Origin of the sequence: Klebsiella sp. MISC125, from assembly GCF_051131775.1 — a bacterium.
In the GTDB taxonomy this organism is placed as follows: Bacteria; Pseudomonadota; Gammaproteobacteria; order Enterobacterales; family Enterobacteriaceae; genus Klebsiella.
In genome coordinates, this window is the sequence record NZ_CP180448.1 from 1057685 (window position 1) to 1071489 (window position 13805).

The 13805-nt window shown below is 51.1% G+C and carries 13 protein-coding genes and 1 pseudogene; 11 read left to right on the top strand and 3 right to left on the bottom strand.

What is annotated here, in order from left to right:
* Positions 1 to 464 precede the first annotated feature (464 nt).
* From ACMYSL_RS05040 to ACMYSL_RS05050, 3 genes and pseudogenes are all read right to left on the bottom strand, one after another.
* Positions 465 to 884, bottom strand: coding sequence for a helix-turn-helix domain-containing protein (locus tag ACMYSL_RS05040; RefSeq protein WP_138110045.1), 420 nt, complete (start codon positions 882 to 884; stop codon positions 465 to 467).
* Positions 802 to 1966, bottom strand: a pseudogene (locus tag ACMYSL_RS05045) (IS3 family transposase). The gene ACMYSL_RS05040 and the pseudogene ACMYSL_RS05045 overlap by 83 nt, the downstream one beginning before the upstream one ends.
* A gap of 163 nt (positions 1967 to 2129) precedes the next feature.
* The gene (locus ACMYSL_RS05050; RefSeq protein ID WP_138110046.1) at positions 2130 to 2564 is read right to left on the bottom strand and encodes a VOC family protein; all 435 of its coding nucleotides are present in this window, start codon (positions 2562 to 2564) and stop codon (positions 2130 to 2132) included.
* 968 nt (positions 2565 to 3532) lie between these two features.
* Here ACMYSL_RS05050 and ACMYSL_RS05055 point away from each other — a divergent pair.
* The 11 genes from ACMYSL_RS05055 to ACMYSL_RS05105 all read left to right on the top strand — a co-directional run bounded on the left by ACMYSL_RS05055 (position 3533) and on the right by ACMYSL_RS05105 (position 13796).
* On the top strand, positions 3533 to 4489 hold the full coding sequence (locus ACMYSL_RS05055; protein ID WP_172425397.1) for a SphA family protein: 957 nt from the start codon (positions 3533 to 3535) through the stop codon (positions 4487 to 4489).
* 184 nt (positions 4490 to 4673) lie between these two features.
* On the top strand, positions 4674 to 5357 hold the full coding sequence (locus ACMYSL_RS05060) for a Crp/Fnr family transcriptional regulator (protein WP_136455132.1): 684 nt from the start codon (positions 4674 to 4676) through the stop codon (positions 5355 to 5357).
* A 100-nt stretch (positions 5358 to 5457) separates the two neighbouring features.
* Complete coding sequence (locus tag ACMYSL_RS05065; protein ID WP_434661606.1) at positions 5458 to 6456, top strand: LysR family transcriptional regulator; 999 nt, start codon at positions 5458 to 5460, stop codon at positions 6454 to 6456.
* Positions 6457 to 6663: 207 nt separating this feature from the next.
* Positions 6664 to 7974: an MFS transporter gene (locus tag ACMYSL_RS05070; RefSeq protein WP_162178928.1), complete on the top strand. Its 1311-nt coding sequence runs from the start codon at positions 6664 to 6666 to the stop codon at positions 7972 to 7974.
* Between the two features lie 90 nt (positions 7975 to 8064).
* On the top strand, positions 8065 to 8730 hold the full coding sequence (locus tag ACMYSL_RS05075) for a 3-oxoacid CoA-transferase subunit A (protein ID WP_434663951.1): 666 nt from the start codon (positions 8065 to 8067) through the stop codon (positions 8728 to 8730).
* A complete protein-coding gene (locus ACMYSL_RS05080; RefSeq protein ID WP_136455124.1) occupies positions 8723 to 9379 on the top strand; it encodes a 3-oxoacid CoA-transferase subunit B in 657 nt (218 codons plus the stop codon). The genes ACMYSL_RS05075 and ACMYSL_RS05080 overlap by 8 nt, the downstream gene beginning before the upstream one ends.
* A 14-nt stretch (positions 9380 to 9393) precedes the next feature.
* Positions 9394 to 9735: a cupin domain-containing protein gene (locus tag ACMYSL_RS05085; protein WP_136455121.1), complete on the top strand. Its 342-nt coding sequence runs from the start codon at positions 9394 to 9396 to the stop codon at positions 9733 to 9735.
* 16 nt (positions 9736 to 9751) lie between these two features.
* Positions 9752 to 10540, top strand: a complete 789-nt coding sequence (locus ACMYSL_RS05090) for an SDR family NAD(P)-dependent oxidoreductase (protein ID WP_136455118.1) — start codon at positions 9752 to 9754, stop codon at positions 10538 to 10540.
* Positions 10541 to 10550: 10 nt separating this feature from the next.
* Positions 10551 to 11477, top strand: a complete 927-nt coding sequence (locus tag ACMYSL_RS05095; RefSeq protein ID WP_136455116.1) for a 3-hydroxyacyl-CoA dehydrogenase family protein — start codon at positions 10551 to 10553, stop codon at positions 11475 to 11477.
* A 4-nt stretch (positions 11478 to 11481) separates the two neighbouring features.
* Complete coding sequence (locus tag ACMYSL_RS05100; protein ID WP_044264540.1) at positions 11482 to 12420, top strand: cyclase family protein; 939 nt, start codon at positions 11482 to 11484, stop codon at positions 12418 to 12420.
* A gap of 191 nt (positions 12421 to 12611) precedes the next feature.
* Complete coding sequence (locus tag ACMYSL_RS05105) at positions 12612 to 13796, top strand: acetyl-CoA C-acetyltransferase (RefSeq protein ID WP_044264539.1); 1185 nt, start codon at positions 12612 to 12614, stop codon at positions 13794 to 13796.
* Positions 13797 to 13805 lie beyond the last annotated feature (9 nt).

Below are 13805 nucleotides of genomic sequence, written 5' to 3' on the forward strand. Positions count from 1 at the left end.
ACTCTACTTGTCATGAGCCAGAATCTATCTTTCTTGCCACTGCGTATTTGTAAAAATGCGATAAGGAATTTTCGATCGGATTCATGTTAACGATGGCTTGACTGACAGCCAAGGTTAATCAATTGAACCGGTTCGCATTTGAAGGTCCGTTTTTCGCTCACAGCGGACCTTTAGCTCTGTTAGCTTTTCCGCTCAGTGCCATGAATCGACTGCAAGGGTAAATAAGATATCTAAATGTTAATGGTTTTCCACGATGGATATATGGTTGAGATATCCATCTGGTTCTGGTCGATATTTTGGCTGATGTGTAATGGCTGAAGGTCATGGTCTAGACATTGTATGTTAAAAACTAGGCAGAGCTTTGTTCCGAACAAGACGCTTCTAGACCAAATGACCGTCAACTTTTGATGCTGGAATAAATTATTATTTTGGTTATGTTACGTAAGGTTGATAACTTTAAACTGTTAATATTTTTTTCTCTTTTCGGTATTTCTATATCTTAATGGTGGTAATTTATATTTTTTAGAGAAAACCCGAGTAAAAGTCTGTTGAGAATCGAATCCATATTTTAAGGCAATAACCATTACGGCCTCATTAGTCCCGATAAGATCTTTTGCTGCAAGTCTAAGTTTCGTATCTCTTATGTACTTCCCAAGGCTAACTTCCTTTACCTGCAAAAAAATCCGCTGAAGATGCCACTTGGAGTATCCTGCCCGCGCAGCAACATCCTCTATCTTCAGCGGTTTGTTTAAATTTGAATCAATCCATTTTGTTATCTCATCGATGATGTCTTTGTAGTGGTCAACTAAAACTGGCCACGGCTTTAGAGTTTTTCCAGTATCGGTTTTCCGACTCGTTTGGAGGTAACCCACCGTTATAGTCATGCGGCCTTAGCGAGCTGTAATACCCGACGATATAGTTTGTGATCGCATGAGCTGCTTGGCTAAAGTTTATATAGCCTGTCACTGGCACCCACTCGTTTTTCAGACTTCTGAAGAAGCGTTCCATCGAGCTGTTATCCCAGCAGTTTCCGCGTCGGCTCATACTTTGCCTGATCCGGTAACGCCACAATAACTGCCGGAACGGCCTGCTTGTGTAGTGGCTACCCTGGTCACTATGGAACATCACTCCCGCTGGTTTGCCTCGGGTTTCCCACGCCATTTCCAGCGCTTTCATGGTTAGCTTGCTGTCCGGTGAGAATGACATTGCCCAGCCTACCGGTTTCCTGGCGAACAAATCGAGAACGACGGCAAGGTAAGCCCAGCGCCTGCCTGTCCAGATATACGTCACATCGCCGCACCATACCTGATTAGGCTCTGTCACTGCGAACTGTCGCTCAAGGTGATTCGGGATAGCGATGTGTTCATGGCCACCACGTTTATACCGGTGGGTTGCTGACAACTCACCAGTCCCAGTTCTTTCATGAGCCTGCCGGCAAGCCAGCGTCCCATTCTGAAGCCTCTCAGGGTTGCCATGATGGCGATACTTCTCGCGCCAGCAGAGCCATGGCTAATGTTATGCAGCTCCAGAACCTGACTACGTAATACAGCCCGCTTGCCGTCTGGCTTTTCGGGGCTTTTTACCCAGTATTTGTAGCTGCTGCGATGAACCCCGAACACGTGGCAGAGTGTGACCACAGGATACTGCGCTCTGAGTTTCTCGATTAACGAGAACTGTTCAGGGAGTCTGACATCAAGAGCGCGGTAGCCTTTTTTAATATGTCGTTTTCCATTTCAATGCGTTGTAGCTTTTTCTTTAGCTCACGTATTTCAATCTGTTCCGGGGTTAAAGGAGAGGCTTTAGGTATTTTGCCCTGTCGTTCCTCCCGTAACTGCTTTACCCGTCGCGTCATGGTAGAAAGCCCCACGTCCATAGCACTGGCCGCAGCTGCAACGGTGTAGTTCTGATCAAGGACCAGTTGAGCGGATTCGCGTTTAAACTCTGCGCTGAAATTTCTTTTTTTCATTGGGACACCTGTATTGTTCTGAGATGAGCATATCACCTCTGTTCAGGTGGCCAAATTCAGTAAACCACTACAATTCAAGGGCTGATACCGGAATAACGGTCATAGATAAAGCTCTCCATTGCGGTTACCGGGAGCTACAGGGGAAAATATGCTCCCTGTTTTCTCAGACAGTGAAGCTGATTTCTACAGAGCGGGCACTGCGATCGCCCTCACCATGGTAAACAGCTTCGATGTTGTTACCGTCCGGATCCAGAACAAAAGCGGCATAGTATCCGGGATGATAGGTTCGTTCGGCAGGTGCGCCGTTATCACGTCCGCCATGATTTAGTGCTGCGTGGTAAAACGCGTTCACCGATTCACGGTCTGCGGCCTGAAAGGCCAGATGGTGCCGTCCTGTAGACACCCCTCCAGACTCCGAACTTTTTACGGACGAAATGACCAGTTCGTCAGCCCAGATATAATCGTCATCGGTGATAACCAGGGGGATCTTAAGTTCCGCCAGAACAGCTGTGTAAAACGCTTTGCTTGCGGCAAAGTCGTTTACCACGAGCTGGATATGGTCGATAAGTCTGCCACGATGCAGCGTATAGTTATCCATGGTTCATTTCCTTATTCAGATTCTGTCAGTCAGGTCTTTACCTATGAAACTCAACAGAGGCACAACTCTACGTAATGATTGTGTTGTTGGAAAAAAAATACATTAAGTTTTGTGCTCTGAACCCGACAGATATCAGAAAATCATTCCAGATTTGGTCTTTGTACAGGAATTGCTATTCCGTTATTCGCTTATGACCAGGCTCTCAATTGCCAGTTGTAATATAACGAGCAGGGATGAGATAAGAGCAAGCCATTTTAAGGGGCGTAGTTTACGTTCAGGTATAGAGAGCGTGTGGAGTATGGCATGACGCTTCATTTTATTGAGTGGCATGCTGCCTCCTGAAAAAGAGCCGCCTGCACAGGCTGCTACACAATGAAAAAAGAATCATTCCACAAGCAAGGCACTTATGAGCAAGGTTAGTTGCTCTGGAGCTAACGTAACGGTTAAGGCGGTAAGAACAAGCCACAAGCGGCTAAACGTTTTCCTTCCGAGTTGACAGTTTCCTGCTGGGGAGCTGTTCGTTTGTTAGCCAGAACAGGTTAACGAATAAAATTAGTATATCCATACTAAGTAAATGGTTGTTTAGCGTTTATTTAAATAATGCCATTCAAATAATACGCACTCAAATAATAAACAAGACGGGACTATCCAGTCTTGCTAATTGACAGGCGCTCATGAGAACTGGAGAGATAATTCTTTCTGGTGAGCCACAATGGAATCACACCCCGGTCAGGGTATTCCCGGGTTTAAGTAGCGTGATTAATCGGCACTGTATCGCAAGTGAAAATGGTCGCCGACCATTCGAGTTTCACGTTAGATTTTCTAGTACAGCCATTTAAAAGTAGCTCGAATTAACATTTCTGACTACGTTTGCATATTCCGAAAAGATGTTCTTATTTATGCTATTCCGGATAGTACCTTTTTTGATTTTAATCGTTCCAGCACTGGTCATAAAATGGACGATTAAAATGAAAATCAGAACGCTATCTCTTACCTTAGCCTTTACCTCTTCTCTTGCTTTTTCTTGCCAGCTTTTTGCCGCCGAAGGGCTGACGCCGTTACAGCCCGGTGCGACCACCGGTACCCATACTGGCGCATTTCCGCCCGATGGGCTGTATATGTCAATGACATCCACCTATGAAACCGGCGTCGTGCGAAACGGTAGCGGCGACACGGCGAAAATCGCCGGAGGGAAAAATAAGCTCTCAAACGTCGGGCTGGTGATGGCCGCCACCTGGGTTCCCGGCTGGGAATTTCTCGGTGCCCGCTATGCGGCGATGGTCGTACAGCCCTATAAGTTTATTCAGGTAAAAAATACCGGCCAGCACACCACCGACCATACCAGCGGCCTGCTGGGGACCAGTATTACCCCCCTCGCTCTTTCCTGGGATTTACACAACAATTTCCACGTTGGCGCCGGGTTAGCCGTCTATTTACCGGATGGCAAAACGGCCTATACCCGCAATGCGGCAACCGGGCGTAAAGAGACCTCCGGGGATAACGTCTCATGGGAATATTGGTCGTTTGAACCCAATATCGCCATCAGCTATCTGACCGACGATTGGGGGATTACGCTTAATAATATTTTTGACTTCAATACGAAAAATAACGAAACCGACTACCGCTCTGGTAGCACCTGGTATCTGGATGTTACTGCCACCCATCGTATCAACAATAGCCTCACCGCCGGGCTTATCGGTAACTGGACTAAGCAGGTGACTGACGACAAGATTAACGGTAGAACGGTACAGGGGGTAGAGGGTATTTATTCTGCCGGCAAACGCGTCGAACATATCAAAGCTGGTCCGATGATGAGCTATAGCGTCAGCGGTGTCACCGTTACCGGCCGACTATTGTTTAATTTGCACAGCGAAAATGATGCCGGAATGACCTTTTTCCATATCGGGGTTTCGATGCCGCTTTAGTCATGCAATATCTCCCCCTTTATTATCCGGGCGTAATACGTCAGGTTGTCAGGAGCAGGAAGAGACCACGTTTTCTGCTCCTGACGGTTCTCTTTGATAGTTATCACATCTTGTGCATTCCCGGCTTAAAAACTACATCCTGTTTGCTGACAATAACGCCTCCCCCTCACGGACAGGAGCGTTTATGTTCGCCGAAGAAGCCATCATGATGATTCCCGGCTGGAACGCATTTCCACAGGCACTCCAGCAGGCTTTACTGCGTCAGTCGCGCGTTCGCAGCGAAAAAGCCGGCAGTATTGTCTTTCATCAGGGAGCCGAAGTAGAGGCAATTGCCTGGACGCTGAAAGGTCATCTCTTTGCTAATGTTCATCATGCAAACGGCAACCAGACGCTGCTCACCCACGTGCCTGTAGGACGTATGATCTTGTTTAACTTTGTCTGGAAGCACACCCCCTTAGACCGCAACTTCATCGCCATGACCGATGTCGAATTACTTATTCTCCCCCGGGCCAGCGCGACGCAGTTGCTAGCTCAATTTGATGAATTCAAAATGCAAGTAATAGATTCACTCACCGAGAGGCTTAACGATCTGGATCGGGTGCTGTACACCCATAAAGTGGCCTCAAGGGAAGCCTGCGTGGCGGCTTTTCTGGTGGATTGTGAAGAAGGCCAAAAGGGACCGCGTCGCGAGCGTCACATTCCCTTTACGATGCAGTTTATGGCCGAATGCCTGCGCCTCTCTCGTCCTTTTGTTGCCAAAACGCTCAGGCATTTCGCTGACCGCCAGATGGTGGCGCTCAACTACGGCAATATCGAAGTGCTCGATCTTGATGGACTGAGGCAGGTCGCCAGCCGTGAGATTATGTGAATTGTGAACTACGGCGCGCGGCAAATGTTAATTCTTTCCATTTGCTTATCAGGTTACCTGCCAGGATAAATCCAGGCAAATCTGAAGCGAGACACCGACCATGTACTGTGACGATTATCGTTATGATGAGTCACCCCCCACCTTGTCGCAGGATGTCGCTCTTTCCGATCCGCATATCATGACCAGAATGATGTTCTTCGTAAACCTGGTCACTACTGGTTCCATTTCATCTGCGGCAGAGCGTATGGGAATATCCATTTCTTCTGGCTCACGATGGCTGTCTGACCTGGAAAAAGAGATCGGCTGTCCTCTTTATCGGCGCAACAACAAAGCCATGCCGCTGACCGATGCCGGTGATTATTTATATCGGAATTTCTGTCTGATCGGCGAGAAGGTCGGCCAGCTAAAAAATGAGCTGACTCATTTTTCCACCCAGCGTCGGGGAACGATTCGCATCTGCTGTACACCGGTGTATGCCGAACAATATCTGATGCCCATCGTCGCCAACTATCTGGCCGGAAACCGTCAGGTAAATATCGCCGTCCATGTCTCCGCCTTCGGCATTCAGAGCTGGAAAGATCACGATATCATCATCGGCGCCGTCAATGCCTTAAGCCACCAGCAGGACCAGGAACTCCCTCTGGTGAAACGTAATCTGATCGCTGAACCTTTCGTGACCGTTGCCTCACCGCAGTATTTGCTGATGAACGGCATGCCACAGCACCCATCCGAGCTGGTGCACCATCGCTGCCTGTTCGCCAGCTCGCTGACCGGCAGCAACGACTGGGCCTATGAGATCAATAACGAACGTCACTTTTTCAAAATTCCCAAATCTCTTGAGGTGTGTGACAGCACCCTGTTACGAAAATCGGTGCTTTCAGGGGCCGGAATAGCCTACCTGCCGGAATATGTTGTGCAGCGAGATATTCGCAATGGCAAACTGACCTGCTTGTTTAAAGAGATGAAAACATCACAATGGTTGTTAAACCTCTATTATCCAGCCCGTAGTCAGATAACCGAATGCGTATCCTCTTTTAAACATTTTTTGATTGAGCAACACACTGTTACCTTTGAGCAAATACGGGCGGCGAATCATTAAAAATACGCCGGTGAACCTTTTCATATTTGCAAACACACTTTTTATTTTTAGTCTTCAATCTCTATAGTCGTATTGTTAATCTTATTTCAGTTAGTTTGTTTTCACAATAATTACATTACCCGTCGCAGATGTTTTATGAAGCATCGCCCCTTATTACATAAATCGGTTGATAAGGGGGTAATTAAATTTATTAACTGGGTGAGAATTATGCAAAATACCAATAACATTGCCGATAAAACGGCTAATCATTCCAGCACCCGGAGTAATTTCGGCGGCTGGGGCTGGAGCATGGTCGGCTTCAGTATGTTGATGTACTACAACTTCGCCGCCTGGACCGCTGACGGCCTGAACGTTATCGTCCAAAGCTTTGTCGATCTCCACGGCTGGGACTTCGCCACGCTTCTCTCTTTCTCAACGCCCGCCGGATGGATTGGCGTTATCGGCGCGCTGGTGATCGCTGAAATGATCAAGCGCAAAGGGGCAAAAATCGTCGCTATTCTTGGCCTGCTGGCGCTGGGATTGACGATGATCTGGTTTGGCCGCGTCACCTCTTACGCCGAATACGCTATTGGCCTGGCGCTGATGAATCTGCTGGCTACTGGCTGCTGTTTCAACGTCCCCGCCACTTTACTGAATAGCTGGTTTCCAAGGAAAAAAGGCCTCGCGCTCGGCTGGGCGACCATGGGAATGTCGTTCTGTACCGCGACGCTGATCCCCATTATGTTTTTCCTCTTTGACCGCTTCGGCGTACCCGGCGCTTATGCCGTCGTCGGCGGGACGTTAATCACCCTTGGCATCATCTCCATATTCTGGATCCGCAATACCCCGGAAGAAATGGGTTTGTACCCGGACAATGAACCGATTTCTCGTGAACAGCAGGCGGCAAACCTTGCGGCCCAGACCGACTATCAGAGCCCCTTTACCTACCGCGTACTGTTCCGCGACCGCGAAATGTGGCTGATTTCCGTCGGCTTCGGCCTGCTGTGGCTGGTGGATATTGGCGTCGTCAGCCAGTTGATCCCGCGACTGATTTCTGTTGGCTATGATAAAGAAACCGCCGTCTGGATGTTCACCTCCGCCGCGCTGATTTGCGCTATTTTCAGCTACTTCTGGGGTTGGGTAGATGTGAAAGTTGGCACCCGAAAAGCCAGTATCGCTTACGCCTTTTTCTTTGCTGTGACCCACGCTTGTCTGCTGGTACGCGGTAACGACTACTTCACCTACTTCACACTATTAATGGTTGGCGCCAGTATCGCTGGTATCAAAGAGCTATGTACATCGATGGTTGGGACAGTGTATGGCCGCTACGACTTTTCCGCCGCTAACCGTCTGGTTTCAACTATTGCCTGTTTATTCCGGGTTAGCTGTTTTGCAGTTGTTGCCGTCAGTCTGAAATATACCGGTGATTATGATGGAGCTTATATCTCTTTTATCGCCCTGGATATTATTGCGGCCCTGTTAATTTTCATGATTAACGATAAATGCAAAGGCAAAACAGATTCTGTTGTCACCGTGTAAATATTTTACAGTTCCGCACCAGGGAATAACGTCTTCGTAAACCGCCGGTTCACGAGTATTAACGTCACTTATTCAGGAAGTCATGCCATGCTGGAAAAAGAGATTATTTCGCCGCAACGCGTTGCCGCCATGGTGGAAGAAGGAATGACCATTATGATTGGCGGATTTATGGCGGTAGGAACGCCAGAAAAAATTATCGATGCGCTGGTGGAAAAAGGCGTGGGTAATTTAACAATTATCGCTAATGACACTGGTTTTATCGATCGAGGGATCGGCAAATTGGTAGTCAATAAACAGGTACACAAGATTATTTCCTCCCATATTGGCCTGAACCCGGAAACCGGACGCCAGATGTCCTGTGGTGAGCTTGAAGCGGAACTGGTTCCCCAGGGAACGCTGGTTGAGCGTATCCGCGCTGGAGGCGCCGGACTAGGCGGTGTACTCACCCGCACCGGGCTTGGCACGGTCGTGGAGGATAGCAAACAGCAGATCATTATTGACGGTCAGCCCTGGTTGCTGGAACACCCCCTGCAGGCAGATATCGCTCTGATTCACTGCTCCATTGCCGATACCGCCGGTAATGCGATGTTCAATAAAACCACCAAAAACTTTAACCCAGTGATGGCTACTGCCGCGCGCCTGGTCATCGCCGAGTGCGAATCCATCGTACCAATGGATTGCGCCGCCGCCGACCGTTACAACACGCCCGGCATTTTTATCGACTACCTGGTTAAGGGGGAAGATCACCATGGATAAAAACGCCATGAGAGAACGCATTGCGCGCCGGGTTGCAAAAGAGCTTCACAAAGGGGACCTGGTGAATCTGGGGATTGGCCTGCCGACGCAGGTCGCCAACTACGTCGCCGACGATCTTGGCGTCATCTTCCAGTCTGAAAATGGCCTGGTGGGGCTCGGCCCCACGCCGGATAGCGACAGTATCGACGCCGATTTAACTAACGCCGGCGGTCAACCGGTCACCGCTGTACCCGGCGCGGCGTTTTTCGATAGCGCCCTGTCATTCGCCATCATCCGCGGCGGCCACGTTGACGTTACCGTGCTGGGGGCGCTGGAAGTGGATCAGGAGGGCAATCTCGCCAACTGGATCATCCCCGGCAAGATGGTGCCCGGAATGGGCGGGGCGATGGACCTCGTGAACGGCGCCCGACGGGTGATTATCGCCATGGAGCACTGCGATAAAAGAGGCCAGTCTAAAATTTTGCCCCGCTGCCAGCTTCCGCTGACAGCAGTCGGCCAGGTCAATCTGATCGTGACGGAAAAAGCGGTCATTGAAGTCAATAACGGCCTGATGTTGCGCGAAATCGCCGCGGATACCAGCGTGGAGGAAGTGGTTGCGCAAACCGCCGCACCGCTACGCATCTCTGAAACATTAATCCAGTTTTCCTAAAAAGGACACCATCAATGAAAGTGATACCGATTAGTGAAGCTAGCCCTTACAACCCACCACTGCATCACGCCATGGTGGCGCTGAAGCTTTGCGACGGCGCGTTATGCAACGCACAACAGTTCTGGTGCGGACTGTCGCATTTTTTACCCGGAGGCGGCGCCGAGTGGGCTTATGACGATTCGCCGACGGAAAAACTCTACGTGGTACTGGACGGCGCTATCACCATTCGTACCAGAGAGGAAACGCGTGTTGTCAGCAAAGGGGAAGCCGTTTTCCTCGCGCCGTTTGAGGGGCGAGAAGTGGTTAACCACACCAATTATCCGACCAGTATGCTGGTCATCGCCAGCAATACGTAACCAGTAAGGGATCATTATGGACACAACATGGGATAAAAAAGTCAAAGCGCTGTTCAACCTTGAAGGCAAAGTTGCGGTTATCACCGGCGGTGCGGGCGCGCTCGGTGAAGGTGTAGCCCGTGGCCTGGCGAATTACGGCGTTAAAGTCGCGGTAACCGGCCGTACCATTGCCACCCTGGAAAAAACCGTTCAGCAGGTGCAGGAAGCGGGCGGCGAGGCCCTTGCTATCGCTGGTGACATGACCGACGAAGTGGCGGTTAAAAACCTGGCGGATAAAGTGGTCGCGGCCTGGGGGAAAGTTGACTTTCTGATCAATATTGCCGGCATCGCCATTCGTCACCCCGCTGAAGAGTTCGACATTAATGATTTCCGCAAAGTGATGGATATCAACATTACCGGCACCTTCATTCCCTGCAAAGTGTTTGGCGAGCTGTTTATCCGCCAGGGCTTCGGGAAAATCGTCAATACCTCATCGGTGCGCGCCTTTGCCGGTCATCCCGGCGGCTACGCGGCTTACGGTACATCGAAAGGGGCCATCAACTTATTAACCAAACAGCTGGCTACCGAGTGGGCGAAATACAATATCAACGTTAACGCCGTCGCGCCGACTATCTTCTGGACGCCGCTGACCCAGGAAGTACTGGAAGACGAAAAGCTGAAAAAGATCTTCCTCGATCGCATTCCGATGGGTCGGGCTGCCGTAGTGGAAGATATGGTTGGTAGCGTCGTTTACCTCTGCTCCCCAGCCGCTAACTTTATCACCGGCCAGGTTATTTACATCGACGGCGGCTGCACCGCGGGTTAAGGAGATGGCTATGAACAATCCACTCACACGGGTCACCGTGCTCGGCGGCGGCCTGATGGGCAGCGGTATCGCGCAGATCTTTGCCGCCCGCGGTGTGGAGGTGACGATTTATGATATCGACGCTGGCGCCTGGACCGCGCCGGACACCATCCGCAGCAACCTGCAGCGGATGCAGGCGGAAGACGCCACCATCGAAGAGGTTATTAGCCGCGTCGTTTTTTGCGACCGCCTGGCGGAGAGCGTTAAGGGGGCGCAAATCGTCTTCGAATGCGTGCCTGAACAGCTGGCGCTTAAGCAGCGGCTGTTTTGCGAGCTGGACTCACTTTGTCCACCGGAAACGATTCTCGCCTCCAATACGTCGGTCATCAGCATCAGCGAGATCGCCCGCGATGTGACCCACAAACAGCGCGTACTGGGCACCCATTTCTGGAATCCGGCCTTTCTGATCCCGCTGGTGGAGGTCATTCGCACACGCTGGACCGACGATGCGCTATTCGAACGCACATTTGACATCCTCGCCTGGGCAGGAAAACGCCCGGTACGGGTTAATAAAGATGTGCCGGGGTTCCTGGTAAACCGGCTACAGCACGCCCTATGGCGCGAAGCGATTTACCTTGTGGAGCAGGGCATCGCCGACGCGCGCACCGTAGACGAAGGCATCCGATATGGCTTTGGTATCCGACTGCCGGCCCTCGGCCCTCTGGAAAACGCCGATATGGTAGGGACGGACCTGACTCTGGCGATTCATGAATATATTTTTCCGCATCTGAATAACGCGACAACTCCCTCGCCTCTGCTACGCCGACTGGTGAGCGAAGGCAAGCTGGGCTTCAAATCCGGTGGCGGATTTCAGACCTGGGACGACGCATCAATTAACGAAAGCCGTGAGCGACTGCTGAGCTATCTGCAGCGCGTCACTCAGCAACCTGAGGAGTAACACTATGGGTAAGAAAGTTTTTGTCGATTTAACGCATCCATTTAGCGCCGACACTCCGCGCTGGCCTTACTTCGATAAGCCGCTGATCGACAGTGCGCATACTATGGCAAAAGGCGGCGTGTTAACCCAGCGTATTTCCTGCACCATGCACACCGGTACCCACTGCGATGCCCCGCGTCATGTGATGGAAATAGAATTCGACGGTAAAAGAGCGCGCTATACGCATGAAATGCCGGTCGATGCTTATACTGGTGAGGCGGTATGCCTGGAAATTAACGTCGGGCGCTGGGAATTAATTCAGCCACATCATCTGGAAGATGCCTGTCTCCGTGCAAATATCAAACCGGAAGAGTTAGCCGGAATGGTGGTATGCCTGAATACCGGTATGCATCGTAAATTTGATGACTCAAAAGAGTATTATCACTACTCCTGCGGTACTGGCGTGGAAGCCGGAAAATGGTTTGTTAAAAATAAAGTTAAATGCGTCGCGATGGATATGCAGGCATTAGATCACCCGCTACATACTGCGATGGGGAATAACGGCGCCACGCGTATGAATTTACTTGGCGCATCCGGACGCCCGCTTACCGAAGAATATACTGAACAGTTCGGTGAAGAAGCCTATGCAGAATTTGATAAAGAGCTGTATATCAAACTCCACGGCCAAGCCGCCTATGATGAAAAGTTCGGCGATCTGGAGGCTATTGGCTGCTGGGGCACCTGGGAACCCTGCCATAAGCAGATGCTCGGCCACGGTATTGTCGGCGTTGAAAACCTCGGCGGCAATCTGGATAAAGTTTCCGGCAAGCGCTTCCGTTTCTTCTGTTTCCCACTGCGCTGGTATTTAGGCGATGGCTCGATGGTGCGCTGCGTGGCGGAAATTGATGAAGATGATATGAATAATGTCCCGGAAAGAACCTATAGCTACGGAGGCTGCATTTAATTAAATTCCTCCTGAATTATTTTTATAAGTAACGTAGCTGACTAATTTGCTATTTAGCGAAAGGTAATCTGTGCCCGAAATAATATTTTCATTCATTCCGGGCGCATCACACTTTTACGCCAAAATAATCTTATAGCGATATTTTTACATTATTAAATATCAATGCCGCTCTGCATCGGAGGAGCAACCACATGAGTACAAAAGATGTTGTCATTGTCAGCGCCGCCCGTACGCCCATCGGCTGCTTTGGCGGCGCGCTAAAGGATCTCTCGGCTATCCAACTGGGCGAGCATGCAATCACCGCCGCTATCGCTCGCGCCGCTATCAAACCGGACGATGTTGACGAAGTGATTATGGGCAACGTACTGGGGGCAGGGCTAGGTCAGAACGTCGCTCGTCAGGTCGCTATCGCCGCCGGGATCCCGGTAGAAAAAAGCGCCTTTAACGTCAGCAAAGTATGCGGTTCCGGGCTCAAGGCGACCATTCTAGGCGCACAGGCCATCGCGCTGGGCGATGCGGAAATCGTGGTGGCTGGTGGGACGGAAAGTATGAGCAACGCCATGTACTTATCCGCCGCGGCCCGCTGGGGACAGCGCATGGGCGACAGTGCGCTGATTGACAGCCTGATTAGCGACGGTCTGACCGATGCCTTTTCCGGTGAGCATATGGGGATCACCGCCGAAAACCTGGCGCAAAAATACCAGCTCACCCGGGAAGAGCTGGACGCCTATGCGGCGGAAAGCCAGCAACGCACTGAATGGGCGCAGAAAAACGGTCGTTTCGACAACGAAATCGTGCCGATCAAAATCGTCACGCGCAAAGAAGAGCGTTACGTCAAAGCCGATGAATTCCCCCGCCACGGAACCACGCGAGAAACCCTCGCCCGGCTACGCCCGGCGTTTCGGCCAGACGGCGTGGTGACCGCAGGCAACGCTTCCGGCATTAACGACGGCGCCGCCGCGCTGGTCCTGATGAGCCGTGAAAAAGCCGCCGCCCTCCAGCTTCAGCCGCTGGCGACGATCCGCGCCTGGGGCAGCGGCGGCGTCGATCCCAATATCATGGGCTACGGGCCGGTACCCGCAACCCGTCGGGCCTTATCCCGCGCGGGCTTACAGGTGGATGACCTCGACGTCATTGAGGCCAACGAAGCCTTCGCCTCCCAGTGCCTGAGCGTGATGAAAGGGCTGGGGCTGGATCCGCAGAAAACCAACGTCAACGGCGGCGCAATTGCCCTCGGTCACCCTATCGGCGCTTCCGGCGCACGCATTCTGGTCTCGCTGGTTCATGAAATGCAGCGCCGCCACGCTCGTTATGGTCTCGCTACGCTCTGTATCGGCGGCGGGATGGGACTGGCCATGGTGGTTGAAAAAGAATAAGGATCAAGG